We start from the raw sequence: 26323 nt of genomic DNA on the forward strand, positions 1-26323 counted from the left end.
CCCCCTTTGAGCAGCCCGGATGTCCCGACGCGGACCGGCTGGACCGCGTTCGGTGACAGATCGGACTTCCCCCGTTGAAAAGGACGCGCGGCACCCCCCGGTTGCGGCCGGGAATCGGTTGCGGTCCCGGGAAACACTTTCACCAAGTGCGGTTCCCGCTGTCCATACCACTTCGGAGACCGGGGAGAGGACCAATCGGTGTGGCATCTGAATCTGTCAATTGACGGCGATGCGCGTGAAACGTTGTCGGCGCAGCTCCGCAACGCTCTGCGCGGGCGGATCACCGACGGCACGCTGCGCCCCGGGACGCGCGTGCCGTCGACCCGCCAGCTCGCGACTGACCTCGGCGTGTCCCGCACCGTGGTCGTCGAGGCGTACGAGCAGCTCTGCGCCGAGGGCTACCTCACCTCACAGCGCGGCTCCGGCACCTCGGTGGCGGACTCCGCGCACGCCGGCGTCGCCTCCGCGCTCACCGCCGACGAGGCACCCGCGCCCGAGGTGTGGGACCTGCGCGCCGGCGGCACCGACGTGTCCACGTTCCCGCGCCAGGACTGGATCCGCTGCGTCAGCTCGGTGCTCCGCTCGGCCGGGCCGCAGGAACTGGGCTACGCCCCGCCGTCCGGCCTGCCGGCGGTCCGCCGCACGCTCGCCGGCTACCTGGGCCGGGTCCGGGGCGTCCGCGTCCGCCCCGAGCACCTGATGATCACCTCCGGCTTCGCCCAGGGGCTGGCGCTGCTCTGCCGGGTGCTGCGCGACCAGGGACACGAGGCGATCGGCGTGGAGGATCCCGGGCACCCGGGGGAGTGGGCGTTCATCGCCGACGCCGGGCTGCGGCCGGTCGGTGTGCCGGTGGACCGGGAGGGCATCCGCGTCGGCGAGCTGGCCGCGACCGGCGTACGGGCCGTGCTCACCACCCCGGCCAGCCAGTTCCCCACCGGTGCGCCGCTGAGCCGGCGGCGCCGGGAGCAGCTCGTCGACTGGGCGCGTGCGGTGGACGGGTACGTCGTCGAGGACGACTTCGACGCCGCGTTCGTGGCGCCGGCGCAGCGGATGCCCGCGTTGCAGAGCGTCGCGCCGGACCGGGTGGTGTACGCCGGCAGTGCCAGCAAGGTCCTCGCCCCGGCGCTGCGGCTCGGCTGGCTGGCCGCGCCGACCGGGCTGGCCGCCTCGATCGAGCGGGTCCGGGCCGGCTGGGACATCGGCTGTTCCGGGCTGGACCAGCTCGCCTTCGCCCGGCTCGTGGACACCGGCGCGTTCGACCGGCACCTGCGCCGGCTGCGGGCCGAGTTCCAGCGCCGCGGCCAGGCGGTACGCCAGCACGTCGCACGCCATCTGCCCGGCGTGGCGCCGCTCGACGCCAGTGGTGGCCTCCAGACGTACCTGGTGCTGCCCCGCTGGTGCGCCGAGGAGTCCATGGTGGCGGCCGCGCGGCGCCGGTCCGTGCTGGTGCGCGGCGGCCGGTTCTACGCCCTGCGCGCCGACGACCGGCCCCCGGCGCTGGTCATCGGGTACGCCGGGGTGCGCGGCGCCGAGCTGGGGCGGGGACTGGCCGGGGTCGCCGCGGCCTACCGCGACGTGACCGCGCGCCACGCGCCGGGTGTCAATGTGCGGCGGGCTGCGGAATCCGACCGAAGGACCGGCTTGACAGCGTGATCAGCGCTTAGGTTAGCCTAACCTCCGTGACGAGCAGAACGGTGCGAGCCGACGGCTTGAGCGGCAGCGACCTGCGGCTGGGCTACCACGGCACGACGGTGGTGCACGACGCCGCCATCACGCTTCGGCCCGCGGCGGTGACCGCGTTGGTCGGCCCGAACGGCAGCGGCAAGTCGACGCTGCTGCGCGGGCTGGCCCGCCTGCACCCGCTGGAGCACGGCGAGATCGTGCTGGCCGACGGCACGCCGGCCCGGGCGCTGTCCGCCCGGGACTTCGCCCGCCGGGTCACGCTGCTCGCGCAGAGCCGCCCCACCCCCAGCGGGGTGACGGTGCGCGACGTGGTCGGGTACGGCCGGCACCCGTACCGCCAGCGGTGGCGCGCGAACGACCTCGACGGACCGGCCGCGATCGACCGGGCCATGCGGGTGACGGGCGTCGACGGCATGGCCGGCCGGCCGGTCGACGAGCTGTCCGGCGGCGAGCTGCAACGGGTCTGGCTGGCCACCTGCCTGGCCCAGGACACCGCGATCCTGCTGCTGGACGAGCCGACCACGTTCCTGGACCTGCGCTACCAGGTGGAGATCCTCGACCTGATGCGCGAACTCGCCGACACCGCCGGCGTCGCCGTCGGTGTGGTGCTGCACGACCTGAACCAGGCCGCGGCCGTCGCCGACCAGGTCGTGCTCCTGCACGAAGGCCGCGTCCGCGGCGCCGGCACGCCGCACGAGGTGTTCACCGAGGCGGCGCTCACCGAGGCGTACGGCATTCGCGTCGAGGTGACTGTCGACCCGGTCACCAACCTGCTCTCCACTCGTCCCGTCGGCCGGCACACGACCCGCGTCTCCGCCTGACCGACTCCTGCCCACAGAAGAGAAACCGATGTTGCGTACCCGCCTGACCCTGCTCGCCGCCGCCGCGGCCAGCGCGCTGCTGATCGCCGGCTGCGGCACCACCGAGGAGCCCGCCGCCGCACCGTCCCCCTCCGACGCCGCGTCCACCGGCCCGGTCACCGTCACCGACAGCCGGGGCAAGACCATCACCCTCAAGAGCCCCGCCACCAAGGTCGTCGGCCTGGAGTGGGGCGAGGTCGAGATGCTCGTCGGCCTCGGCGTGATGCCGGTCGGCGTGGCCGACCCGAAGGGGTACGCCACCTGGGTGACCGCCGCCCCGCTCGACGCGGGCGTCAAGGACGTCGGCACCCGGGGTGAGCCGAGCGTCGACTCCATCGTCGCGCTCCAGCCGGACCTCGTGGTGATGGAGGCCGAGCGCGGCTCCGCCGTCGTCACCCAGCTGGAGAAGTACGTCCCGGTGCTGGTCACCAAGGGCAGCGACGCCTCCGACAACATCGGCCGGATGCGCGCGGACCTGAAGATGATCGCCACCGCGACCGGCCGGACCGCCCAGGCGGACAAGCTGCTCGCCGACTTCGACGCCGCGCTCGCCGACGGCAAGAAGAAGATCGCCGACGCCGGGGCGGCCGGCAAGCAGTTCGCCATCGCCGACGGCTGGAAGGAGGGCAGCACCGTCTCGATCCGGATGTTCGGCCAGGGCGCGTTCGTCTCCCAGCTCGGCATCCAGCTCGGCCTCAAGAACGCCTGGACCGGCAAGACCGACGAGATGTGGGGCCTGGGCCAGACCGACGTCGAGGGCATGAACGTCCTCAAGAGCCAGGACCTGCACTTCTTCTACAACGCCTCGGACGGCAACGACGTGTTCGCCGACGGCCTCGCCGGCAACGCGATCTGGCGCTCCCTGCCGTTCGTCCAGCAGAACAAGCTGCACAAGATGCCCAACGGCATCTGGACGTTCGGCGGCACGCTGTCCGCCAAGCAGTACATCGACGAGCTGGTGAAGGTCTACACGGCTTGAGCGCGATGACCGCCCCCGCCCCGCCGGGGCCGGCCACCCGGCCGGCCCCGGTCGGGCCGCCGCCCGTCCGGCGCAGCCGGGTCGCCGGCGCGTTCACCCTCGCCGCCGTGGTGCTCGTCGCGATCACCGCGGTGCACCTCACCCAGGGCACGTCGTCGGTGGGGGCGCTGGACCTGCTCCGGCTGCTGACCGGCGGCGACGACGAGGCCGCCCGGATCCTTGTCGCCTCCCGCCTGCCCCGGCTGCTCACCGGCCTGGCCGTCGGCGTCGCGCTCGGTTTCGCCGGCGCGGCGTTGCAGTCGACCACCCGCAACCCGCTCGCCTCGCCGGACACGCTCGCCGTCAACGCGGGCGCGCACCTGGCGATCGTCGCCACCGCCGCGTTCGGGATCGCGCTGCCGGCGCTGCCCTCGGGCGGCCTGGCGTTCTGCGGCGGCCTCGCCGCCGCCTCCCTGGTCATGCTGCTCTCGGCCGGCGGGCAGGCCGCCACCACCCGGCTCATCCTCGCCGGCTCGGCCACCGCGATGGCGCTCGCCTCGCTGACCATGCTGCTCCTGCTGCTGTTCGAGCAGTCCACCATCGGCCTGTTCGCCTGGGGCAACGGCTCGCTCGTGCAGGGCGACCTCGCCGCGTTCACCCAGCTCGCCCCCGTGATCGGGGTCGCCGCGCTGCTGCTCGTGACGCTCGGGCACCGGCTGGACCTGCTCGCCCTCGGCGACGACACCGCCACCGTGCTCGGGCTCAACGTGCGCCGGACCCGGCTCATCGTGGTGCTGCTCGCAGTGCTGCTCTCCGCCGCCGCGGTCACCCTGGCCGGGCCGATCGGCTTCGTCGGCCTCGGCGCGCCGGTGATCGTCCGGCTGCTCGGCCGGTGGGTGCCCGAGGTGCACCGGCACCGCATCCTGATGCCGCTGGCCGGCATCGTCGGCGTCGTCATCGTGCTCGGCTCCGACGTGCTGCTACGCGCCGTGCTCGGCGGGCAGGCCGGTGTCGACGTGCCCACCGGCGTGGTGACCACGCTCTTCGGCGCGGTGCTGCTGATCTGGCTGGCCCGCCGCCACCGCGACGCCGGGCCGACCCGGCAGGCGCCCGGTGGCCACGCCGCCGTCCGCTCCCGCGGCTTCGTCGCCGCCGTCGTCGCGGCCTGCGCGGTCGTCGTCACCGCCGCGCTGGTGCTCGGCATGCTCGCCGGTGACACGTGGGTGCTGCTCGGCGACATCGTCAACTGGGTGCAGGGCCGCACCGGGCCGGCGTACACCTTCGTGCTGGACGCCCGCTGGCCGCGGGTCACCGCGGCGCTGCTGGCCGGGGCCGCGCTGGCCCTGGCCGGCACCACGGTGCAGGCGGTGTGCCGCAACCCGCTCGCCGAACCGGGCATCCTCGGCATCACCGGCGGCGCCGGCATCGGCGCGGTGTCGCTGCTGACGTTCGCGCCGATGGCCGGCGTGCTCGCCCTGTCCGGCGCCGCCGGTCTGGGCGCGGTCGCCGCGTTCGCGCTGGTCTATGGCCTGGCGCGACGGCGCGGCCTCAACTCCGACCGGCTGGTGCTGATCGGGTTCGCGGTCTGGCAGGGCGGGACGGCGGTCATCACGTTCATCGTGGTCTCGTCCGACCCGTGGAACACCGGCAAGGCGCTGACCTGGCTGTCCGGCTCCACCTACGGGCGTACCGCCCCGCAGGTGCTGCCGGTGCTGATCGCGTTGCTGATCGCGCTGCCGGTGGTGGCCGCCGTACGCCGCGAGCTGGACCTGCTCGCGCTCGACGACGACACGCCCCGGGTGCTCGGCGTCCGGCTGGAACGCGCCCGGCTGATCGCGCTCGGCCTGGCGGCGCTGCTCACCGCCACCGCCGTGTCGGCAGTCGGTGTGATCGGCTTCGTCGGCCTGGTCGCGCCGCACGCGGCCCGCGCCCTCGTGGGCGGGCGGCACACCCGCGTTCTGCCGGTCGCGGTGCTGCTCGGCGCCACCCTGGTCAGCCTCGCCGACACGCTCGGCCGCAGCGTGATCGCCCCCGCCCAGGTCCCCGCCGGTCTGGTCACCGCCCTGATCGGCACCCCGTACTTCGTCTGGCTGCTGTGGCGTTCCCGCGCCGCGGCGGCCGCCCGTTAGCCCGTTCACCGACGTACCGCCCACCGGCCGTGAGAGGAATGACGCATGACCAGCACCCTGGCCGTCGCGCCCTGGCGAGTCTTCACCGTTGAGGTCCGCGCGCTGCGGCGGCTCGGCCCGTCCTTCCTGCGGGTGACGCTCACCGGCCCGGATCTGGACCGGTTCGCCGACAACGGGTACGACCAGCGGATCAAGCTGGCCCTGCCGCCGGTCGACGGGGCGCCGGGGGAGCTGCCCGACGGGCCGGACTGGTTCCCGCGGTGGCGTGAGCGGCCGGACGCGCTGCGCAGCCCGATCCGCACGTACACGGTCCGCGCCGTCCGGCCGGAGGCGTACGAGGTGGACGTGGACATGGCGCTGCACGGCGACGGCGGCCCGGCCACCCGGTGGGCACGGCGGGCCCGCCTCGGCGACCGGATCGCCGTCGTCGGCCCGGACGCCGGGTGGGACGGCCCGCACGGCGGCGTCGAGTTCCAGCCGCCGGCCGGCGCCACGCTGCTGCTCGCCGGCGACGAGACCGCCGCGCCGGCGATCTGCGCGATCCTGGAGCGGCTGCCCGCCGACGCGCGCGGGCACGCGCTGGTGGAGGTGCCGGAGACCGGCGACGAGCTGCCCTGCGCGGCGCCGGCCGACGTCACGGTGACCTGGCTGCCCCGCGACGGCGCGCCGCACGGCAGCCGGCTCACCCCGGCCGTGACGAGCCTGGCCGGCCGGCTGGTGCCCGTACCGGCCGGACCGGGCGCGCCGCCGCTGGCCGAGGTGGACGTGGACCGGGACATCCTCTGGGAGGTGCCGGAGCGGCCCGACGGCGCGGCGCTCTACGCCTGGCTGGCCGGGGAGGCGGCGGTGATCCGCGGCCTGCGCCGGCACCTGGTCACCGAGCGGGGCATGGACCGGTGCGCGGTGGCGTTCATGGGCTACTGGCGGGCCGGTCGCGCGGAGAACTGATCGTCCCCACCGCCGTCGAAGCGGGCCGGCGCACGGCGCCGGCCCGCTTCTTCGTCGTCCCCGTCAGTCGCGCGGCGCGTACGGGGCGAGCGGGTTGACCAGCGTGCCGGCGAACTGCAACGCGGCCGACGGGTCGGACAGGTCCACCATCTGCTGGTTGTTGCGCAGCTGGAGCCGGTTGAGGCAGGACAGCGTGAACTCCGGCGCGAACAGGTCGTGCCGGCGCATCCGGTCGGCCAGGTGCGGCACCGTGGCGGCGTAGCCGGCGGCGCACTCGGCCACCGTGCGCCAGAACCCGTCCTGGTCGAGCACGCCCTGGGTGTGCAGGGCGGCGCTCAGGTGCCGAAGGAAGCAGTCGAACACGTCGGTGAAGATGGACAGGATCTTCTCGTCCTCCGGAATGGCGGCCCGGATCCGCCGCACCCGCTCGGGCAGGTCCGCGTCCGGGTCCATCACCACGATCTCCTCGGCGATGTCCTTGAACACGACCCGCTCCACCACGCCGCCGTCCAGCACCAGGATGACGTTCTCGCCGTGCGGCATGAACGCCAGGTCGTGGGCGTACAGGCTGTGCAGCAGCGGCACCAGGTAGGCGTCCAGGTAGCGGCGCAGCCAGTCGGCCGGGGCCAGCCCCGACTCGTCGATCAGCGCCGCGGCCAGCGAGCGCCCGTCCCGGTCCAGGTGCAGCAGCGAGGCCATGGTGGCCAGCCGCCGCCCGGGTTCCAGCCCGGGCACCGGGCTCTCCCGCCACAGCGCCGCCAGCATCTTGCGGTACGGGGAGTACCTGTCGGTCGCCGCCTCGTACTGGCGGTGCCGGTAACCGATCGCGGCCCGCTCCCGGATGATCGACAGGCCGGTGCGCTTGAGCACCGGGTCGCCCTCGATCAGCCCGGCCAGCCAGTCGTTGATGGCCGGCGTCGCCTCCATGTACGCGGCGGACAGCCCGCGCATGAAGCCCATGTTCAGCACCGACAGCGCGGTCTTCACGTAGTGCTTCGCCGGGTCGCTGACGTTGAAGAAGGTGCGGATGGACTGCTGCGCGAGGTACTCGTCCGGCCCCTCGCCGAGGCAGACCAGCCGGCGCGCGGCCACCTCACCGGCGAACGTGACGGCGAGCTTGTTCCACCACTGCCACGGGTGCACCGGGACGAACAGGTAGTCGGCCGGGTCCAGGCCCAGCCCGGTGAGCGTGGCGGTGAACCCGGCCAGCGTCTCCTCGCCCAGCTCGGCCCGGACCAGCGTGTCGTAGTCCAGGTCGTCGGCGCAGGTGAACGTGGTGTGGTCGCGGTGCGCGGCGAGCCAGAGCAGCCGTACCGGCGCGGCGGCCTCCGGGGCGTACGCGTGGTACTCGTGCACGCCGAAGCCGATGCGGCCGTTGTTGGCCACGAAGCAGGGATGCCCCTCGGTCATGCCGGTCTCGATCGCCTGGAAGTCGGCGGCGGCCAGCTCGGCGGCGCTCAGCGCGGGCTTGGCCAGCTTGTACGCGGTCCCGGCCAGCGTGGAGGTGATCTCCTCCAGGTAGACCGGCAGAATCGCGTCGGTGAGGCCGAGCGCGCCGCGCAGCTCCACGCACAGGTCGACGGCGTCGGGCGGCAGGTCCGCGCCGTCGCGGCGGCGCACGATGCTGTCCGCGTCGACCTGCCAGTGGTCGAGCGCCAGCCGCTGCGCGGCGAACCGGTACTCGACGGCGCCGTCGTCGCTGCGCACCAGCCACTGTCCCGGGCCGGCGGGCTCGGGGGTGATCAGGCGCTCGTGGGCGAACTCGGCGAGCGCCTTGCGCACCAGCAGCCGGTTGGCCGTCGCCCACGCCTCGGGGGTCAGGTGGTCCACGGATGCGCTGGCGTTCACGCCGGTGCCCCTTCCTCGCTGGCGGGCGCGCCGGTGGCGGCCCGGAACTGGTCCCGGGTGCAGACGCTGAGCAGCGCCTCCTTCTCGGGCTTGCGGATCGGGCCGACGACTGTGAAGCCGACTGCCGCGTTGAGCGCGTGCACGGCGGTGTTGCGCACGTCCGGCTCCACCACCACCCGGCGCGTCGCCGGGTCGGCGAACAGCCAGGCCATCACCGTGGTGATGACGGCCCGGGTGAAGCCGTGGACCGGCGTGTCGGCGGGCGCGCAGAGGAAGTGCATGCCCACGTCGCCGGGCTCCGGGTCGTAGAGATCGACCAGCTCGACGTGCGCCGGGTCGTACCGCTCGGCCAGGAACGCCGGGGTGCCGCGCCACGACCCGAGGTACGCGTCGTGGTGCGGGTGGTCGGCGATGCGCCGGTACTCGGCGGCGACGGCGTCCACGTCGGCGTCCTGCATGAGCCAGAACGCGGACTTGGGGTGGGTGACCCAGCGGTGCAGCAGCGCGGCGTCGGCGTCCGGGTCCAGCGGGCGCAGCGTGAACTCGCCCAGCGCGTCGTCGACGCGGGTGAACGCGGTCATGCGGGGCCGGCTGGGCATGCGCTCGCGGCCCTCGCTTCGCTCGGTGCGCTCGCTCATGCCGGGGCTCCGGCCGGCGCGCCGAACTCCTGGAAGGCGATGGTCTTCTCCACCGGGTAGTGCTCCCGGCCGGTCATCTCCCGGATCAGCCACGAGTTGCGGTACGGACCCATGCCCAGGTCGGGCGAGGTGATGCTGTGCGTGTGGGTGCCGCCGTTCTGGAGGAACACGCCCCGGCCGGTGTGGTCGATGCTGTAGTTGCGGGCCACGTCGAAGCGGCCGTGCGCGTCGAAGCGGAGCCGGTCGCGTACCGGCGCGAGGAACTCCGGCACCCGGTAGTGGTAGCCGGTGGCCAGCACCAGTCCTTCCGTGTCGAGGGTGAACGCGCGGTCCTGCTCTGTGTGGCGCAGCCCGAGCCGGTAGCGGCCGTCGGTGTACGCCGCCTCGACCAGCTCGGTGTTGGTCAGCAGGCGCGTCGGCGCCGGTCCGTGCAAGCTCTTGGCGTACAGCAGGTCGTAGATGTCGTTGATCAGGTCGGCGTTGATGCCCTTGAACAGCGGCTTCTGCGCGGCCTCCAGCGCGTAGCGGGTCGGCTCGGGCAGCGCGTGGAAGTAGTCCACGTAGTCCGGCGAGGTCATCTCCAACGTGAGCTTGGTGTACTCCAGCGGGAAGAACCGGGGCGAGCGGGTCACCCAGGTGAGCTGGTAGCCGTACGTGTCGATGTCGCCGAGCAGGTCGTGGTAGATCTCCGCGGCGCTCTGGCCGCTGCCGACGATCGTGATGCTGTCCTTGGCCCGCAGCGCCTCCCGGTGCTCCAGGTAGCGCGAGTTGTGGATCATGTCACCGCCCAGGCCGGCGCAGGCGGGCGGCAGGTACGGCGGCGTGCCGGTGCCGAGCACGAGGTGCCGGGCCCGGTGGGTGACCGGCCCGTCCGGCGTGTCCGCGTGCACCACGTACCGGTCGTCGGCCTCGTCGTACTCGACCGCGGTGACGGTGTGCCGGAAGCGCAGGTTCGGCAGCTTCCCGGCGGCCCAGCGGCAGTAGTCGTTGTACTCGGCGCGCAGCGGGAAGAAGCTCTCCCGGATGTAGAACGGGTAGAGCCGGCCGGTCTCCTTCAGGTAGCTCAGGAACGAGTACGGCGAGGTGGGGTCCGCGAGCGTGACCAGGTCGGCGATGAACGGCGTCTGGAGCCGGGTGGATTCCAGCAGCATGCCGGGATGCCAGTCGAAGCTGTCGCGGGCCTCCAGGAACAGCCCGTCGAGGTCGTCGATCGGCGCGGTGAGGCAGGCCAGGCCGAGATTGTAGGGGCCCAGCCCGACGGCGATGAAGTCGTGGGTCGACATGTTCTCGTTCTCCTCGGCGGGGGTCAGACCGGGCAGGACAGCTCGGCGGTGGCCGCGGTCCGGGCGTACCAGGCGGCGTGGTCGGCGATGAGGTCCAGCACGTGGGCGATGTCGTCCACTGTGGTCTCGGGGTTGAGCAGGGTGAGCTTCAGGTGGTGGGCGCCGTCGACCTTGGTGCCGGCGACCAGGGCCGCGCCGGAGGCGGCGAGCGCGTCGCGGGCGTGCAGGTTGGCCTCGTCGACCAGGTCGGGCGCGAGGCCGGGCGGCCGGTACCGGAAGACCACTGTGCTCAGTTGCGACGGCGCGGCCACCTCGAAGCGCGGGTCGGCGTCGAGCCGCCGCCACGCCTGCGCCGCGAGGTCGACGACCTGGTCGAACAGCGCGCCGATCGCGTCCGGCCCCATGATCCGCAGGGTCAGCCAGAGCTTGCACGCGTCGAACCGGCGGGTGGTCTGGATGCTCTTGTCGACCTGGTTCGGGATGCCCTGCTCGACCGCGCGGGCCGGGTTGAGGTAGTCGGCGTGCCAGGTGGCGTGGCGCAGCGTCCGGCCGTCCCGGACCAGCAGCGCGCTGGAGCTGACCGGCTGGAAGAACGACTTGTGGTAGTCCACAGTCACCGACGCGGCCCGTTCGATGCCGTCGAGCAGGTGCCGGCGGGTGGGGGAGACCAGCAGCCCGCAGCCGTACGCGGCGTCGACGTGCAACCAGACGCCCGCGGCGGCGCAGATGTCGGCGATCTCCGGCAGTGGGTCGACGGTGCCGAAGTCGGTGGTGCCGGCGGTGGCGACGACGGCCATCACCACCTGGCCGTCGCGGTGGCAGCTGTCGATGGTGCGGGCCAGTTCGTCGGTGCGCATCCGGCGGGTCGCGTCGGTGGGCACGGTGAGCACCGCGTCGGCGGCCAGGCCGAGCAGCTTGGCGGCCTTCTGCACGCTGAAGTGCCCGGCCGCGGAGGTGAGGATGCGCAGCCGGGAGAGCACCTGCGGCCGGTCCGGCCGGCCGGTGGAGCCGCCCACCACCGTGCGGTACGCCTCCTCGCGCGCCAGCAGCATCGCCTGGAGGTTCGACTGGGTGCCGCCGCTGGTGAACACGCCGTCGGCGCCGGCGCCGAACCCGATGCGCCCGGCCGTCCACTCGATCAGGCGCCGCTCCATCAGCGTCGCGCCGGCGCTCTGGTCCCAGGTGTCCAGGGAGGAGTTGACCGCGCTGAGCACCGCCTCGCCGAGCAGCGCCGGGATGACCACCGGGCAGTTCAGGTGGGCCAGGTAGCGCGGGTGGTGGAAGTAGACCGCGTCGCGCAGCCACACGTCGTGCAGCTCGTCCAGGGCGGCGTCGGTGTCGCCGAGCGGCCGGTCCAGGTCGATGGCGCCGATGAGCGGCGCCAGCTCGTCGGGGGTGACGCCGGTGAACGGCCGGTCCGCCTCGCCCACCCGGCGGGCGACCCGGTCGACGCCGCGCGCCAGCACGTCCCGGTACCGCGCGAGCGTGCCGGCGTTGAACAGGTGGCCGCGTGCCGTGGCGGCGGCGCTGCCGGTGTCGGTGGGCGCGGCGCCGGTCGGGCTCCCGATCGAACTCATGCGACTTCCCAGCGGTCGTACGGACAGGACACGCGGCGACAGCCGCGGCGATCAGGTTAGGTTAGGCTGGCCTAACTAGCAAGCACGACTCGGGGTGCTTTGTCACGGATGCGCCGGTGGTTGGCGCCTTGGCCGCGTCGCGGTAAGGTCGCCCTCGGTTAGGGGAGGTTATCCTAAGTTGACTGTGGAGCGGAACCGGCGCCCGGCGCGCCGAGGCGGCGCGAGACGATGACGTACGTCGATCGCGACAGGTGGGGTGTGCCCCGGTTGTGGGCCGCCGACGTCGACGCGCTCGCGCGTCTGCAGGGGCGTGTCGCCGCGCTGGACCGGGCCTGGCAGATCAGCGTCGAACGATGGCGTGCCGAGGGCCGGCTGGCCGCCCACGTCGGCGCGGCCGAACTGGCGTGGGACCGGTTCGCCCGGCGCGTACGGCTGGACGACACCGCCCGGCGCTGCTACGAGGGCCTGGACCCGGACACCCGGCGGTGGGTCGAGGCGTACGTCGACGGGGTCAACTCCGGACTCGTCGAGGGTGCCGCCGGCGCGCCCGAGTTCGCCGCCACCGGCACCGCGCCCGAACCCTGGCAGCCCTGGTCGCCGCTCGGCGTCTTCCTCGTCCAGCACGTGCTCTTCTCCACGTTCCCGAACAAGCTCTGGCACGCGCACGTGGCCCGCACGCTCGGCCCCGAGGCGGCCGGGCTGTTCGCGGTCGAGGGACCGGCGTCCTCCGGCAGCAACGCCTGGGCGCTGCCCGCCGACCCGGCCACCGGGCGCGGCCCGGTGATCGCCGGGGACCCGCACCGGCTGCTCGAACTACCCGGCGTCTACCAGCAGGTCCGGCTCGCCTGCCCGGAGTTCGACGTGATCGGCCTCGCCTTCCCCGGCGTACCCGGCCTGCCGCATTTCGGCCACACCGGCCACGTGGCCTGGGCCGTCACCAACGCGATGGCCGACTACCAGGACCTCTACCGCGAACGGCTGCGCCGCGACGGCGACCGCGTGCTGGTGCGCGAGGCGGACGGCTGGACGCCCGCCGCGCGCCACGTCGAGGAGATCGAGGTCCGCGGCGGCGCCCCGGAGACGGTCGAGGTGATCGAGACGCCGCGCGGGCCGGTGATCGACCACGACCGGGTCACCGGCGACGCGATCGCCCTGCGCACGCCGAGCCGGGTCGAGGCCCGCCTCGGCTTCGAGGCGTTGCTGCCACTGCTGCGCGCCCGGCACACCGGTGACGTCGCCGAGGCGCTGCGCCACTGGGTCGAGCCGGTCAACAGCGTGCTCGCCGCCGACACCGGGGGCAGTGTCCGCCGCCTGGTCGCCGGCCTGGTCCCGGTACGCGACGAGCGGTGCCGCCGGGAACCCGTACCGGCCTGGGAGCCGGCCTACCGGTGGCGGGGCGACTACCTGCCGCTCGTGGACGAACCGGTCGACGGCGTGGCGGTGTGCGCGAACGACCGCCGCGAGGACGTGGCCGCACACGGCGCCGACTTCGCCCCGCCGCACCGGGCCCGCCGGATCCGGGAACTGCTCGCCCAGGGCGCCGACGCGTCCACGGTGCACACCGACGACCGGCTCCCGGCCGGGCCGCTGTACCGGCTGCTCGACCGGCTCGACCCCGGCCGGCTCGACGAACCCGCCCGCGCGCTGCTGCTGCGGCTGCGCGGCTGGGACCGGGCGATGGCGGCCGGCTCGGCCGAGGCCGGCGCGTACGCGGCCTGGCGGGCGGCACTCGCCCGGCGGTTGCGCGTACACCCGAGGTTGCGTGCCCTCGGCGAGCCGTGCGGTTTCGACGAGCTGTTCGCGCCCTGGACCGACCCGGCGGCCCGGATCGGCCTGGCGCTGGACCACCTCGCCGCCGAGTTCGGCTCCGGCCTCGCGGCACCGGCGGCCGAGGCGCTGGCCGAGGTGGCCGCCGGCCCGGCGCCCGGTGAGTGGGGCGGCCGGCACCTGCTGCACCCGGTGCACCTGGGTGTCGCCCCGGCGGTCACCGACGCGGTCGCGGCGATGCGGCAGCGGGTGGCGCTGGCCGGTGACACCGACTGCGTGCTGGCCACGTCCAGCGTGCCGGGCGTCTCCGACGCCTGCTGGCGCGGCCCGGTGGTCCGCTACGTGTGGGACCTGACCGACCGGGCGGCCAGCCGCTGGATCGTCCCGTTCGGCGCATCCGGGCGCCCCGGCGACGCGCACTTCGCCGACCAACTCACCCACTGGGCCGCCGGGACGCTGATCCCGGTGCCCGCCGGCCCACTGACGGGAGACGAGCCGACGTGATCCACCTGGAACGGATCTCCGGCCTCGGCGAGCTGGCGCTGGAGCCGGTACGCCCCGACCGGCACGCCGAACTGCTGCACGGCTGGGTGGTCCGGCCCCGCAACCGGTTCTGGGGCATGGGCTCGCACACCGTCGACGAGGTACGCGAGATCTACGCGTTCGTCGACGGGCTGGACACCCACCACGCGTACCTGATCCGGCTCGACGGCGAGCCGATCGGGCTGTTCCAGACCTACCAGCCGGAGGCGGACCCGGTCGGCGAGCGCTACCCGGTGCTGCCCGGCGACGTCGGGACGCACCTGCTGCTCGACGCGCCCCGGCGGTATCCCGGTTCGCTGACCGGGGCGGTCTTCCCGGCCCTGGTCCGGTTCCTGCTGCGCGACCCGGCCGCGCGCCGCGTGGTGGTCGAGCCGGACGTGCGCAACGACGTCATGCTGCGCCGGCTGCGGATCGAGGGGTTCACGCTCGGCGACGAGATCGACATGCCGGACAAGCGGGCGAGGCTGGCGTTCCTCACCCGGGAACGGTTCGAGGCGGACCACCCGGCGGCGTGACGCCCCGCCCGCGTCAGGGCTCGATGGCGTCACGGCCCGGGGCGCGCAGCCGCCCGGCCAGGTCCCGCACCGTCTCGGCGTACGCCGGGTCGTCCTCGGACGGGAGGTGACCCTGGATCGGCGGCGGGACGCTGTCCCAGGCCGGCGCCACCAGGCTCTCCGGATCCCGGAGACGGCGATCCACCGCCGCCTCCGGGCCGGTGACGCGGGCCGGCTCGTCCGCGCGGTGCGGGGAGAAGATCCATCCGCCCAGCGCGTCGGTGTCCCGCCACAGGTTGCGCCACCGCCACCCCACCCGGCCGCCGATCCCGCGCAGCATCTCGTCGCCCACGTAGGCGGGGAACAACCGGGCGTAGAGCCGGCGCAGCGGCGAGCTGTAGGTGAGCAGGGCGACCCGTGCGCTGATCTCCGCCGGCAGTTGCAGGACTGTCGCGGCGACGAGCACCGATCCGTGGCTGTAGCCGGAGAGCAGCACCCCGCTGCCGCTGTGCACCAGGTACGTGATCCGCCGGGCCAGCTCCGGCACGGCCCGCTCGGCGTAGCAGGGCGGGGCGAACGGGTGCGCCGCCCGGGGCCAGAACGTGGCCAGGTCGAAGAGCACGCCGACGTGGTGCCGGAACCCGGGGCTGCGGTAGGCGAAGACCCCGGCGAGGATGAGGGCCAGCACCGCCGCCGAGATCGCCACCCCGCCCACCTCGATGCCGAACATGACCAGCTCGGCCGGGACGTGCGTGCGGCGTTCCAGCGTCTCGCCCGGCTCGGAACGGACCAGCGCCATCGCGGTGGTCGCCGCGCCCGCCCCGGCCATGACGGCGAACAGCACCGCCAACGGCACCATCAGGTCGGTGAACCGGGCCCGGACGATCATCGTCCGGACCTGCCGCAGCCGCGGCGCCGCCTCGGCCGGCGGCGCCGGGAAGTCCCGCTCGACGATCGCCTGGGCGGCCCGTGTCCGGCCGCGCCGGGACACCAGCGCCACCACTGCGGCGGCCGCCAGCGTGACCAGCAGCGCCCGGAAGAAACCGTAGATCGCCCAGGTGTACGCGCGCGCCGGACCCGGTATGTCGTCCGCCGGGGACACGCCCCGGTCCAGCAGGTCGGCGGTGCGCTGGACCAGCTCGGCGGAGTACGCGACCGCGAGCCCGCCCGCCGCCGCCGCGACCACGAGCGCGCCGAGCCCGTTCGGCGGCCGGTGGCCGCGTACCCGCAGGCGGTGCCAGAGCAGCACGGCACCCAGTGCGCCCAGCAGGACCGCGTGCGTCACCAGCAGCCAGGTCAGGATCGAGCCGTAGCCGGGCAGGCCCCCGCCGGTACGCCAGCGGGCCGGGGCGAACAGCAGGTACCCGGCCACCACGACGGTGAGCCCGACCGCTGTGGCGCGCAGCGCACGGGCGACCCGGTCACGTCGCGGGTCGGTGGGCGCCCGGTCGACGAGCGGCGGAACGCAGACCAGTACCACGCAGGCGAGCAGCACCGCGCCGGTGACCGCCAGCAGCGCCGCCACAGTGGGCGGGACACCCTGCGCGGCCCGGGCGGCCAGCAGACAGCCGTCGAGGGTGGCGAAGGCCGCCGCGATGTGGATCGAACGCAGCCGGCCCATCAGCGGCTCGGCGTCCCACTGGCCGATCGTGCTCAGCGGCGGCCCGGCGGACGCCCGCTCCGGCGCCCGGAACGCGGTGAACGAGCGACCCGGCCGCCGGGCGCCCCACCAGACCAGGCTCACCGCGGCGGCCGGGACCAGCGCCAGCACCACGAGCCGCAGCCCCACCGGCCGCCCGCCCATCCAGGACAGCCACTCCCGGTCGGCGATGCAGGCCGGGACGGACAGGCACTGCCAGGCCACCAGGTCCAGCGCCACCCCGGCGCCGGCGAGCACGTACAGCGCGGTCAGGCTCAACCCCAGCACCCGGCACAGCGCCCGCACGACCGCGCCGCCGACCGCGTCCCCCGGCCGCATCCACACGGCCACGTTGAGCAGCATGAAGGGCATCAGGAACAGCAGCGAGAGGGTACGCAGCGCGGTGCCGGACGGCAGGTCGTTCCACTGGTACGCCTCCAGCGTCACCCCGCCCGCCCCGTGCTCGTCGGCGTGTCCGTGACGGGGACGGTAGAAGCCGGCGCTGCGGTCACCCGCGACCTGCCGGACCAGCGGCCGGTCCAGCACCTCGGCGGCCCCGCCCGCGGAGACCCCGTGCACCCGCAGCTCCACCACCTCGCCCGACGGCGCCTGTGCCCGCCCTGGTCCAGCCGTCATCGACCCTCCGCGACGTCCCGGCCGCCCACGCCGCCTGCACGGCCCGCCCTCGGGTGGCGCAGCGTCCTACCCGGCCGGGCCGGGGGCAAACGCCCGCGGGCCGGGCGGGCGGCCCGTTCGAAGCCGCGCCCTCCGGGTAACCGCCGCCGGACGTACTCGGAAGGGAGCCCGCATGACCGGCACACCATCACCGCGCGGCGCGGCCGGATGACGGGGGCCGCGGTGGCGACCCGGCTGCCGCCGATCGACGTCCACCGGTGGGTGAACTCCGCGCCGCTGACGCCGCAGGAGCTGCGCGGACGCGTGGTCCTGGTGGACGTCTGGGAGTACACCTGCGTGAACTGGATCCGTACCGCCCCGTACGTGCGGGCCTGGCACCGCGACTACCGCGACCTGGGGGTCACGGTGATCGGCGCGCACGCGCCGGAGTTCGCGTTCGGCCGGCTTCCGGAGAACATCGACCGGGCGATCCGCGACCACGGGCTCACCTACCCGATCGCGATCGACGACGACTACACGTTCTGGCGGGCCCTGCGCAACGACGCCTGGCCGGCCAGGTACCTCTTCGACGCCGACGGGCGGCTGGCCGACCGCTGGATCGGCGAGGGCGGCTACGACCGGACCGAGGCGCTGATCCGGCGGCTGGTCGAGGCCGCCACGCCCACGCCCGCGCTGCCGCCGGTCACCGCGGAGGTGACCGCGTTCGTGACGAGCCCGCAGCCCACGTACGCCGGGATCACCCCGGAGACCTACCTCGGCGCCGACCGGGGTGTGCCCGGCACGTACGCGCTGACCGGCGACTGGCGGGTCGAGGGCGAGTACGTCGAGACGGGCGGCGCCGGGGCGGAACTGGTCCTGCCGTTCACCGCCGGTGAGGTGAACCTGGTGGCCGACCCGGGACCGGAGGGACCGGCAGCGGTTCGGGTGCTGCTGGACGGGAAACCGGCCGGTGACGCGCGCGGCGCCGACGTGGACCCGGACGGCACGGCCGTCGTCGACCGGGCCGCGATGATCCGGCTGGTGGACGGCGCGACGCCGGGGGAGCACCGGCTCACCCTGCGCGCCGAGCGGCCCGGTCTCCGCGCGTACGTCTTCACGTTCGGTCCCTGACCCGACCCGAGGAGGACAACCCGTGGCCGTCAAGACCATGACGCCGACGCGTACCGCCGCCGGCATCCGCGACTTCCGCGTCGACGTGCCGGAGGCGGACCTGGAGGAGCTGCGGAACCGGATCGCGGCCACCCGCTGGCCGGAACGGCAGACCGTGGACGACCAGTCGCAGGGCGTCCCGCTGGAGACCAGTCAGGCGCTCGCCCGCTACTGGGCCACCGGGTACGACTGGCGCAAGGTCGAGGCGCGGCTCAACGACCTGCCGAACTTCGTCACCGAGATCGACGGCCTGGACATCCACTTCATCCACGTACGCTCGCCGCACCCCGACGCGCTGCCGCTGATCGTCACGCACGGCTGGCCCGGGTCGGTGATCGAACAGCTGAAGATCATCGGTCCGCTCACCGACCCGACGGCGCACGGCGGCCACGCCTCGGACGCGTTCCACCTGGTGATCCCGTCGATGCCCGGCTACGGCTTCTCCGGCAAGCCGGACCGGCCCGGCTGGGATCCGCAGCACATCGCCCGCGCCTGGACCGAACTGATGCGGCGGCTGGGCTACACCCGGTTCGTGGCCCAGGGCGGCGACTGGGGCGCGCTGATCACCGACATGCTCGGCGTGCAGGCGCCGCCGGAACTGGCCGGCATCCACACGAACATGCCGTGCGTGGTGCCGCCGGACGTCGACGCGCTGTTGCAGACCGGCATCACCGGCGTGAACAACCCCCCCGCCGACCTGCCGTCCGGGCTCTCGACCGAGGAACGGGCCGCCTGCGAGCGGATCGACTTCTTCTGGAAGCACTCCGCGTACGCGCTGATCATGACCACCCGCCCGGAGACCCTGACCGCGCTCGCCGACTCGCCGGTCGGGCTGGCGACGTTCATGCTCGACCACGACGCCGCGAGCCTGGACCTGATCTGCGCCGCGTTCGCCGGCCGGCCCGGCGGCTTGAGCCGTGACGACATCCTGGACAACGTGACGCTCTACTGGCTCACGAACACGGGTGTGTCCTCGGCCCGGCTCTACGCGCAGAACGCGCTGTCGTTCTTCGCCGCCAAGGGCGTGCAGGTCCCGGCCGCGGTGAGCCAGTTCCCGGACGAGATCCTGCTCGCGCCGCGCAGCTGGGCCGAGCGGGCGTACCCGCACCTGATCCACTACAACACGCTCGACCGGGGTGGGCACTTCGCTGCCTGGGAGCAGCCGGAGCTGTTCGCCCAGGAGATGCGGGCCGCCTTCCGGTCGCTGCGCTGACCGACGGCGGACGCGGCCGGGTGGGGCGCCCACCCGGCCGCGTCGGTACGCCCGGGTCAGACCTCGGTCAGCCGGACCGCGTCGGCGATGACCAGGCCGGCGGCAGAGCTCCATCGGCTGACCGCGACGCGGTTGGCGTCCCCGGCCGGCAGCGTGAACGTGCCGAGCGAGCGCCACTGCCCGCCGGTCGCCCGCTGGTCGACCACGACCGTCCGGTTGCCGGTGGTGGTGGCGACGACGTACGGCGTGGCCGCGTTGTAGCCCGCGTTCGCCGGCCACCACGCCTCGACTCGGTAGTTGCCGGTGCGGGGGACGTTGAACTTGTACCAGGCCGCGTCGCTCGCGGCGACCGGGTCCGCGTAGCGGTAGTCGGCGCCGTAGCGCTGCCCGGAGTACGTCGAGGTGCCCCAGCTCGCGCTCGCGGTGAACCGGCCCGCCGTCGCGTTGTCCACGATCGACGTCCAGCCGGTGCCACCGCCGGCCATCTTGGCGGCCACGCCGGCGCGCATCGTGTTCAGGTCGATGAAGGACGGGTCGATCTTGCCGGTGGTGCTGGTCTCCCGGTGGCCGCGGGCGTAGCTGGAGTCCCGGCCGAGCCGCTTGAGCACGGCGGCGGTGGCCGCGATGCTCGCGTTGTACTGGGCGGTGGTCATCCGCTGGTCGACACCGTTGTAGTCGATCTCCCACCCGATCATCAGGGTGTTGCCGTCCCCGGCCGGGATCGGGCCGCTGCCGCCGCTGGTGCCGGCGTGGTTGCACCGGCCGGCGGAGATCACGTGGAACACGCCGTGGTAGTCCACGAGGGCCTGGCAGAGCGGGCCGGGCAGGTCGGACCGGCCGTTGATGCAGATGTTCAGCGCCGGGTGCGGGTTGGTGGCGCTGGACGTGGCGGCGGTGTGGTGCCAGAGCACGCCGATCGGGTCGAACGAGCCGGAGCGCATCCGGTTGAGCCAGTCGCCCTCGACCACGACCTGTACGCCGGCGCCACGCAGCACGTCCACCAGCCAGGGAATGGTGGCCATCACTGCTCCCCGAGCAGGTCGGCGAGGCACTCGGCCTTCGGCGCGGCGTGCGCCGTACCGGGACGGACGGCCACCGCGAGGGCGGCGGCCACCAGGGCGGGTACGCCGAGCAGACCTCGGCGTCGCAGACGGGGGGATCGTGACGTGGGCATGGCGCTCCTCGGGTGACGGCGCTTCGCCGATCGACGGATGTGAGTGCGGGCACGCTATACCGGCATCTGCCGTTCTGTCGATACCCTTCAATGATCGTTTCCGTCGTGAAAACTTTCGCCATCATCATCTGTCGTCATCCGTCGATGCGTGGTAGAAATCCTGCCCAAGTCTCGCCGTCGAGCGAGGAATCCTTCACAGGAGGGGCGCCGATGAGAGCGATCGCCACGGCCCTGACACTTCTCGCCGTGCTCGCGGCCGCGGCCGTACCGGCGCAGGCTTCGGCCGTCCCGGCCCGCGCCGAGACAGCGGCCACCGTCGCCGCGGTCGGCCCGCAGCCCGGCACCTTCACCGGCAAGGGCTTCGACACCTGCACCGCGCCGTCGCAGGCCGCGATGGACGCCTGGCTCGCCGCCTCGCCGTACCGCGCGGTCGGCGTCTACATCAGCGGCGGCAGCCGCACCTGCGCCCAACCGAACCTGACCGCGACCTGGGTCGCCGACCAGACCCGCAAGGGCTGGCGGCTCATCCCCATCGAGCTCGGCTACCAGGCGCCGTGCGGCACCCGTACGCCGAAGATGTCCGCCGACGCGGCCACCGCCCGCGGGCAGGGCAGGACCGCGGCGGACAGCGCGGCCGCCGCCGCGGCGGCGCTCGGCATCGGCGCGGGCAGCACGCTCTACAACGACATCGAGCAGTACCCGTCGAACGCGAGCTGCCGGGCCGCGGTGCTCTCCTTCCTCTCCGGCTGGGTCGAGCGGCTGCACACTCGCGGCTACCTCGCCGGCATGTACTCCAGCGGCTCGTCCGGCATCACCGACGTCTGCGCCGCCTACCACGACACCCGGTACCTGCGGCTGGACCAGATCTGGATCGCCTGGTGGAACGGGGTCGCGGACACCGACGGGGGCACGTACTGCGCCGACGACCGCTACGCCGACCAGCAGCGCCTGCACCAGTACGCCGGCGACGTCACCGAGACGTGGGGCGGCGTGACCATGAAGATCGACCGCAACTACCTGGACGTACGGGCCGGTACGCCGCCCGCGTCGTGGAGCGTCACGGTCGACAACGCCACGGCGGGCGGGTTCACCGCCGGCGCGGCCTGGGGCACCTCCGCGTACTCCGCGCAGCGCCACGGCGCCGACTACCGCTTCGCGGCACCCGTGGCGTCCAGCGACGTGGCCTGGTTCCGGACGACCCTGCCCGCGACCGGCGCCTACGAGGTCTCGGTGTGGTACCCGGCCGACCCCGGCTACAACGACCGCACCCCGTACCTGGTGGCCACCACCACCGGCAATCGGACGGTGACCGTCGACCAGCGCGCCGGCGGCGGCCGCTGGGTCTCGCTCGGCGTGTTCACGCTCGCCGCCGGGACCGGGGACAAGGTCGGGGTGAGCCGCTGGAGCGCGGGGACCGGCTACGTGGTCGCCGACGCGGTACGCATCACCCGGGTCTGAGCCCGCCGGACGGTGAGCCGGTCCCGCTCCGGCGGGACCGGCTCACCCGGCCGGGTCAGTTCAGGTGCGCCAGCAGGGCCGTGGCCATGCCCTGCTCACCCCGGGCGTTCGGGTGGAACGGCGCGGCGGCGTTCTGCGGCACCAGCCCCTCCACCCAGCGGGTGCCGCTGCTCTTGCACGTGTCCCGGCCGATCGACGGCGTGTAGACGTCGGCGTAGCTCGCGCCGCCCGCCGCCGCGGTGTCGGCGAGCATCGTGTTGAGCGCCTTCTGGACGCCGCGCAGGTACGGCACGTCCTGGTAGGCGATCGGCACCACGGGCCAGCAGCCGTATCCGCTGTCGGGCAGGATCGCCGGGTACCCGAGCACCACCACGCGCGCGTTCGGCGCGGCCTGGCGGACCGCCCGCAGCACCGCCGTCACCTTCGGCGCGGTCGCGGCGATCCGGGCCCGCAACTGGTCGGTGCCGCCCGCGGTGAACCGGTCCTTGCAGGGTGACCCGAGCGGGCTGCTCACGCTCGCCTCGGCGCAGTCGCCGATGATGCCGGAGAAGCCGATGTCGTTGCCGCCGATCTGGACGGTCACCAGCGCGGTGGTCGAGGTGACGGCGTTGACCTGCGGCGGCAGCGCGATGCCCAGCGCGCCGTCGCCGCCGTACAGGATGTCCTCGGTGGTGGCGCCGGAGCAGCTCACGTCGGCGAACGACGCCGAACCGGCGGACGCCGCGACCAGGGACGGGTAGTTGCGGTTGGAGCGCAGGCAGTTCAGGTCGACCTGGGTGGGGACGAGCGGGGCGGAGGTGTAGGAGTCGCCGAGCGCGACGTAGCGCCCGGAGGGTGCGGCGGCGACGGCGGGTGCGGCGGCGGCGAGCAGCACGCCGGCGGCGGCCGCGACGAGCGCGGTCATCCGGCCGGCGGTCCGCAGGAGCGGCAGGCGGGGACGGTTCATGGGGCCCTCCCGGAGGGGTCCTGGTGGTGGTGCTGGGATTCTGTCCGCGCCCGTGACATGCGTCAATATCGATAAGCCTCACTAAATCCCGTTCCGGGATGTGGTCCGCCGCCGTCCCTCCGGTCGGCCAGAGGTGTCGCGTACGTCACACTTTTCGGCGTCGGTGATGTCGGGTACAGGTCCGGCGTCGAACGGTCGATCCGTTGCGTCACAACGGTCCCCGGCGCGTCGCGCCTGATGGGCGGCCGGATGCCGGATCCGGGCACGCACGCACCGGAGTGACCCCGGCACGGCTGGTGAAGAACGCATCGAGTGTCGGCGATCGTGAATTTGCAGGCGTCATTACGCTGCGGGGTGGTTGATCGCCGGAACCACGGACGACAGGTGGAAGAACCTCAGATGAGTGACAATCACCCTCCCTACGGAGGCTATCCGGACCCGAACGCCGGAGCGTGGGGCAACCAGCCCGACCCGAACGCCCCGTACGGCGCGCAGCCGGCCTCCGGTGCGCCCTACGGTTCGCAGCCGGCGTCGGGTGCCCCGTACGGCGCCCAGCCCGGGTCGGGCGCTCCCTACGGCGCCCAGCCCGCGTCGGGTGCGCCGTACGGCGCTCAGCCCGGGTCGGGCGCTCCCTACGGCGCGCAGCCCGCGGCGCCGTTCCCCGGCCAGCCGGGCTACCCCGGGCAGCCGGCGCCGTACGCGCCCACCCCGCCTCCCAGCGGCGGCAAGAGCAAGGGCCTCATCGTCGGCCTCGCCGCCGGTGCGGTCACGCTGACGCTGCTGTGCTGCGGCGGCGGCCTCGCCTACGTCGCCTTCAACGGCGACGAGGAGGACCCGAAGCCGGTGGCCTCGGGCAGCGCCACCCCCGGGCCGGACAACAGCCCGTCCGCGACCCCCAGTGCGGGTGGGCCGGAGTCGACCGGGCCGGACGGGCCCACCAACAACGACTCGATCACCGCGCGGTACGCCAGCGAGATGTCGGCGGTCTGCGACGGGGGAGCGATCCTCAACGCCGCGCCGTACACCGCGCCGGCGGGCTCGAAGGCGTACGTCTTCTCCAACTCCCCGGACCGGCCGTCGTTCTGGTCGCAGAAGACGATCAGCTCGGCCAAGCCGTACTACGCGAAGTCGGCCGACTTCGCCACGGTGTCCGTCATCGGCTGCCTCAAGATGGTCGAGGGCAGCGAGGGCACGCCGAAGAAGTGCCAGTACAAGAACAGCGAGGACAAGGTCGTCACGGTCGACTACATCTCCTCGCGGTACACCCTGACCTTCCACGCCGCCAAGACCGGCGAGAAGGTCGGCGACGGCGGCACGGTGACCGCGCCCGCCGCCCGGTGCCCGAGCTTCATCTCCTACAACAAGGTGACGATGAAGTCGTACGCGTCCCCGGACAGCGGCACCATCGAGGCCGCGCTGGACCGCTTCCTCAAGTAGCCACACCCGGATCGCGGTGTGCGGGTCTCACCGACCCGCACACCGCGATCGGTGTTCAGGCCGGAAGCGGCCGGCCGTGCGTCTCCACGCACTCGCGGGCGAAGAGCCGCAGCAACTCCGGCAGATGGAAGCGCTCGGCCGGGGCGCAGGAGTCGACCGGCACCAGCAGGTTGTGCTGGATCAGGTGCTCCACCATCCGGTTGGCCTGCTGCCGGGGCAGGCGCAGGATCTCCACCGCGCTGGCCGGGGTGATGAACGAGTCGGCGCGGGCCAGCGCGTGCAGCGCCAAGCGGGCGTCCACGTCCAGCGCCTGGTAGCTGACCGAGAGGCTGTCGCGCACCGAGATGTCCCCGACGGACAGCTCCGACAGCCGGTTCTCCTCGTCCTCGAGATGCGCGGCGAAGCCAGGCAGGGCGACGTCGGGCTGGGTGACGAGCCGGCTGCCGACGATCCGCAGGGCCAGCGGCAGCTGGTCGCAGGCCGCGGCGATCCGGCCGAACACCTCCGGCTGCTCGCGTACCCGGCGCTCGCCCGCGATCGTGGCCAGCAGCTCCACCGCGTCGGCCCGGTCGAGCGAGCCGAGCGTCAACCGCCAGCCCACGTCCAGGTCCAGCAGGCGCTGCCGGCTGTTGATCAGCACCAGGCTGCGGCCCGCCCCGGGCAGCAGCGGGCGCACCTGCTGCGCGCAGTCGACGTCGTCGATGATGAGCAGCAGCCGCCGGCCGGCGAGCGCGCAGCGCAGCGCGGCGGAGCGTTCCCGGATGTCCTCGGACACGTCGGTGAGCGGCACGCCCAGCTCGACCAGCAGCTCCCGGATCAGCTCCCCGCTGCCGCGCGGCGGCTCGTCGCCGCTGTCGAAGCTGACGAAGAGCTGACCGTCGGGGAAGAGATCGGCCAGGTCGTACCCGCTGGTCACGGAGAACGAGGACTTGCCGACGCCCGGCGCGCCGGAGACGAGCACGACCCCGGCGTGCTCGTCGGCGTCGGCCGGGTCGGCGATCCCCTCGGCGATCGCGCGCAGCTGGCCCGCGGTGGTGTCCCGGCCGACCAGGGACGGCGGCTTCATCGGCAGGGCCTGCGGGCTCGGCGGCGGGCCGGGCGGCGACGCGGGCCCGGCGCCGGCGGCCGGCGGCCGGCCGGCCGACGGGCGGACCTCGGCGGAGTCCGCGTCCAGCGCCGTGTGGAGGGCGCCCTGGAGCGTGGGACCGGGGTCGACGCCCAGTTCGTCGACGATGCCGCGCCGGGCCTGCTGGTAGACGGCCAGCGCCTCGGCCACGCGTCCCTCCTGCGTCAGCGCGGTCACCAGCTGCGCCTGCCGGCGTTCGTCCAGCGGCTCCTCGGCCACCAGCCGGCGCAGCGACGGGATGACCCGGGCCGGCTGGCCCAGCCGCAGGCGCAGGTCGATCAGCTCGGTCGTCATCTCCCGGTGCTGCTCCCGCAACGCCGTTACGGTCGCGCCCAGGTCGGTGCCCGGATCCGCCAGGTCCTCCAGCGGGTGCCCGCCCCACAGCTCGACCGCCCGGTCGAACAGGTCGGCGGCGGCCTCCGGCCGGTCCCCCCGCGCGGCCCGGCGTGCCTCGTCGGCGAGACGCCGGAACCGCAGCAGGTCCAACTCGTCCTCGTCGACCCGCAGGTGGTAGCCGGTGCCGTCGTGGACCAGCCGGCCGGCCGAGTCGCCGCCGCGGTCCAGCGCCTGCCGCAGCCGGTGCACGTACGTGCGCAGGTTGCGTACCGCCGAAGCGGGCGGCGAGTCCGGCCACAGGCCGTCGACCAGCCGGGAGGTGGCGACCGTGCGCCCCGGGCTCAGCAGCAGCACGGCGAGCAGGAGGCGGGGCTTGGTGCCGGTGAGCGTGACCGGGCGGTCGTCCACATGAACTGTCAGCGGGCCGAGAACACTGAACCGCATCGATGCATTCCCCCGCTCCGCAGTACCGTCCACAGTG

Annotated in this window: 20 protein-coding genes; 11 read left to right on the forward strand and 9 right to left on the reverse strand. The window is 73.9% G+C overall.

Going from position 1 to position 26323, the window contains the following annotated elements:
- The first annotated feature begins 243 nt into the window (after window positions 1-243).
- From ABD52_RS05675 to ABD52_RS05695, 5 genes are read left to right on the forward strand one after another with little or no spacing between them, the layout of a single operon-like run.
- Window positions 244-1653, forward strand: a complete 1410-nt coding sequence (locus ABD52_RS05675; protein ID WP_235437362.1) for a PLP-dependent aminotransferase family protein — start codon at window positions 244-246, stop codon at window positions 1651-1653.
- 41 nt (window positions 1654-1694) lie between these two features.
- Window positions 1695-2504, forward strand: coding sequence for an ABC transporter ATP-binding protein (locus ABD52_RS05680; protein WP_047891048.1), 810 nt, complete (start codon window positions 1695-1697; stop codon window positions 2502-2504).
- Window positions 2505-2532: 28 nt separating this feature from the next.
- On the forward strand, window positions 2533-3522 hold the full coding sequence (locus tag ABD52_RS05685) for an iron-siderophore ABC transporter substrate-binding protein (RefSeq protein ID WP_047891049.1): 990 nt from the start codon (window positions 2533-2535) through the stop codon (window positions 3520-3522).
- Window positions 3523-3527: 5 nt separating this feature from the next.
- Window positions 3528-5630: an iron ABC transporter permease gene (locus ABD52_RS05690; protein ID WP_047891050.1), complete on the forward strand. Its 2103-nt coding sequence runs from the start codon at window positions 3528-3530 to the stop codon at window positions 5628-5630.
- Between the two features lie 45 nt (window positions 5631-5675).
- Window positions 5676-6578, forward strand: coding sequence for a siderophore-interacting protein (locus ABD52_RS05695; protein ID WP_047891051.1), 903 nt, complete (start codon window positions 5676-5678; stop codon window positions 6576-6578).
- Window positions 6579-6641: 63 nt separating this feature from the next.
- On the opposite strand, the gene ABD52_RS05700 is transcribed toward ABD52_RS05695, so the two are convergent.
- Genes ABD52_RS05700 through ABD52_RS05715 form a run of 4 tightly spaced genes read right to left on the reverse strand, consistent with a single transcriptional unit; the run spans window position 6642 to window position 11924 of the window.
- Window positions 6642-8426, reverse strand: a complete 1785-nt coding sequence (locus tag ABD52_RS05700) for an IucA/IucC family siderophore biosynthesis protein (protein ID WP_047891052.1) — start codon at window positions 8424-8426, stop codon at window positions 6642-6644.
- Complete coding sequence (locus ABD52_RS05705; RefSeq protein WP_047891080.1) at window positions 8423-9007, reverse strand: GNAT family N-acetyltransferase; 585 nt, start codon at window positions 9005-9007, stop codon at window positions 8423-8425. The genes ABD52_RS05700 and ABD52_RS05705 overlap by 4 nt, the downstream gene beginning before the upstream one ends.
- 53 nt (window positions 9008-9060) lie before the next feature.
- On the reverse strand, window positions 9061-10347 hold the full coding sequence (locus ABD52_RS05710; RefSeq protein WP_047891053.1) for a lysine N(6)-hydroxylase/L-ornithine N(5)-oxygenase family protein: 1287 nt from the start codon (window positions 10345-10347) through the stop codon (window positions 9061-9063).
- A 23-nt stretch (window positions 10348-10370) separates the two neighbouring features.
- Entirely contained in the window at window positions 10371-11924 is a 1554-nt protein-coding gene (locus ABD52_RS05715; RefSeq protein WP_047891054.1) for an aspartate aminotransferase family protein, read from the reverse strand.
- Window positions 11925-12152: 228 nt separating this feature from the next.
- On the opposite strand from ABD52_RS05715, the gene ABD52_RS05720 reads away from it, so the two are divergent.
- Both ABD52_RS05720 and ABD52_RS05725 read left to right on the forward strand, forming a co-directional pair.
- The gene (locus ABD52_RS05720; RefSeq protein ID WP_047891055.1) at window positions 12153-14195 is read left to right on the forward strand and encodes a penicillin acylase family protein; all 2043 of its coding nucleotides are present in this window, start codon (window positions 12153-12155) and stop codon (window positions 14193-14195) included.
- Complete coding sequence (locus tag ABD52_RS05725; RefSeq protein WP_047891056.1) at window positions 14192-14749, forward strand: GNAT family N-acetyltransferase; 558 nt, start codon at window positions 14192-14194, stop codon at window positions 14747-14749. The genes ABD52_RS05720 and ABD52_RS05725 overlap by 4 nt, the downstream gene beginning before the upstream one ends.
- Window positions 14750-14762: 13 nt before the next feature.
- Here the strand turns inward: ABD52_RS05725 and ABD52_RS05730 are convergent, their stop codons facing one another.
- Window positions 14763-17003: a hypothetical protein gene (locus tag ABD52_RS05730; RefSeq protein WP_047891057.1), complete on the reverse strand. Its 2241-nt coding sequence runs from the start codon at window positions 17001-17003 to the stop codon at window positions 14763-14765.
- Between the two features lie 207 nt (window positions 17004-17210).
- Between ABD52_RS05730 and ABD52_RS05735 the strand changes: the two genes are divergently transcribed.
- Both ABD52_RS05735 and ABD52_RS05740 read left to right on the forward strand, forming a co-directional pair.
- A complete protein-coding gene (locus tag ABD52_RS05735) occupies window positions 17211-18113 on the forward strand; it encodes a redoxin family protein (protein ID WP_047891058.1) in 903 nt (300 codons plus the stop codon).
- Window positions 18114-18135: 22 nt separating this feature from the next.
- Window positions 18136-19365, forward strand: coding sequence for an epoxide hydrolase family protein (locus ABD52_RS05740; protein ID WP_082171222.1), 1230 nt, complete (start codon window positions 18136-18138; stop codon window positions 19363-19365).
- Between the two features lie 56 nt (window positions 19366-19421).
- Here ABD52_RS05740 and ABD52_RS05745 read toward each other — a convergent pair whose 3' ends face one another.
- Window positions 19422-20387, reverse strand: a complete 966-nt coding sequence (locus ABD52_RS05745) for an N-acetylmuramoyl-L-alanine amidase (RefSeq protein WP_047891059.1) — start codon at window positions 20385-20387, stop codon at window positions 19422-19424.
- Window positions 20387-20539, reverse strand: coding sequence for a hypothetical protein (locus ABD52_RS40090; protein WP_013285768.1), 153 nt, complete (start codon window positions 20537-20539; stop codon window positions 20387-20389). Before ABD52_RS40090 ends, ABD52_RS05745 begins: the two co-directional genes overlap by 1 nt.
- Window positions 20540-20749: 210 nt before the next feature.
- Here ABD52_RS40090 and ABD52_RS05750 point away from each other — a divergent pair, with 210 nt between their 5' ends.
- A complete protein-coding gene (locus ABD52_RS05750; RefSeq protein ID WP_047891060.1) occupies window positions 20750-21997 on the forward strand; it encodes a glycoside hydrolase domain-containing protein in 1248 nt (415 codons plus the stop codon).
- Between the two features lie 55 nt (window positions 21998-22052).
- Here the strand turns inward: ABD52_RS05750 and ABD52_RS05755 are convergent, their stop codons facing one another.
- Window positions 22053-22943, reverse strand: a complete 891-nt coding sequence (locus ABD52_RS05755; RefSeq protein ID WP_047891061.1) for an SGNH/GDSL hydrolase family protein — start codon at window positions 22941-22943, stop codon at window positions 22053-22055.
- 399 nt (window positions 22944-23342) lie between these two features.
- Between ABD52_RS05755 and ABD52_RS05760 the strand changes: the two genes are divergently transcribed.
- A complete protein-coding gene (locus ABD52_RS05760) occupies window positions 23343-24380 on the forward strand; it encodes a hypothetical protein (protein ID WP_047891062.1) in 1038 nt (345 codons plus the stop codon).
- Between the two features lie 55 nt (window positions 24381-24435).
- Here ABD52_RS05760 and ABD52_RS05765 read toward each other — a convergent pair whose 3' ends face one another.
- Entirely contained in the window at window positions 24436-26286 is a 1851-nt protein-coding gene (locus ABD52_RS05765) for an AfsR/SARP family transcriptional regulator (RefSeq protein WP_047891063.1), read from the reverse strand.
- Between the last annotated feature and the right edge of the window lie 37 nt (window positions 26287-26323).

The organism is Micromonospora sp. RV43 (assembly GCF_001029515.1).
Taxonomy (GTDB): Bacteria; Actinomycetota; Actinomycetes; order Mycobacteriales; family Micromonosporaceae; genus Micromonospora; species Micromonospora aurantiaca.

What these genes read in the sequence shown, in the direction of transcription:
- ABD52_RS05685 (WP_047891049.1), top strand. Translation starts at nt 2,533, where the DNA reads ATGTTGCGTACCCGCCTGACCCTGCTCGCCGCCGCCGCGGCCAGCGCG.
- ABD52_RS05690 (WP_047891050.1), top strand. Translation starts at nt 3,528, where the DNA reads ATGACCGCCCCCGCCCCGCCGGGGCCGGCCACCCGGCCGGCCCCGGTC.
- ABD52_RS05695 (WP_047891051.1), top strand. Translation starts at nt 5,676, where the DNA reads ATGACCAGCACCCTGGCCGTCGCGCCCTGGCGAGTCTTCACCGTTGAG.
- ABD52_RS05705 (WP_047891080.1), bottom strand. Translation starts at nt 9,007, where the DNA reads ATGACCGCGTTCACCCGCGTCGACGACGCGCTGGGCGAGTTCACGCTG.
- ABD52_RS05710 (WP_047891053.1), bottom strand. Translation starts at nt 10,347, where the DNA reads ATGTCGACCCACGACTTCATCGCCGTCGGGCTGGGCCCCTACAATCTC.
- ABD52_RS05715 (WP_047891054.1), bottom strand. Translation starts at nt 11,924, where the DNA reads ATGAGTTCGATCGGGAGCCCGACCGGCGCCGCGCCCACCGACACCGGC.
- ABD52_RS05720 (WP_047891055.1), top strand. Translation starts at nt 12,153, where the DNA reads ATGACGTACGTCGATCGCGACAGGTGGGGTGTGCCCCGGTTGTGGGCC.
- ABD52_RS05730 (WP_047891057.1), bottom strand. Translation starts at nt 17,003, where the DNA reads ATGACGGCTGGACCAGGGCGGGCACAGGCGCCGTCGGGCGAGGTGGTG.
- ABD52_RS05735 (WP_047891058.1), top strand. Translation starts at nt 17,211, where the DNA reads ATGACGGGGGCCGCGGTGGCGACCCGGCTGCCGCCGATCGACGTCCAC.
- ABD52_RS05745 (WP_047891059.1), bottom strand. Translation starts at nt 20,387, where the DNA reads ATGGCCACCATTCCCTGGCTGGTGGACGTGCTGCGTGGCGCCGGCGTA.
- ABD52_RS40090 (WP_013285768.1), bottom strand. Translation starts at nt 20,539, where the DNA reads ATGCCCACGTCACGATCCCCCCGTCTGCGACGCCGAGGTCTGCTCGGC.
- ABD52_RS05750 (WP_047891060.1), top strand. Translation starts at nt 20,750, where the DNA reads ATGAGAGCGATCGCCACGGCCCTGACACTTCTCGCCGTGCTCGCGGCC.
- ABD52_RS05755 (WP_047891061.1), bottom strand. Translation starts at nt 22,943, where the DNA reads ATGAACCGTCCCCGCCTGCCGCTCCTGCGGACCGCCGGCCGGATGACC.
- ABD52_RS05760 (WP_047891062.1), top strand. Translation starts at nt 23,343, where the DNA reads ATGAGTGACAATCACCCTCCCTACGGAGGCTATCCGGACCCGAACGCC.
- ABD52_RS05765 (WP_047891063.1), bottom strand. Translation starts at nt 26,286, where the DNA reads ATGCGGTTCAGTGTTCTCGGCCCGCTGACAGTTCATGTGGACGACCGC.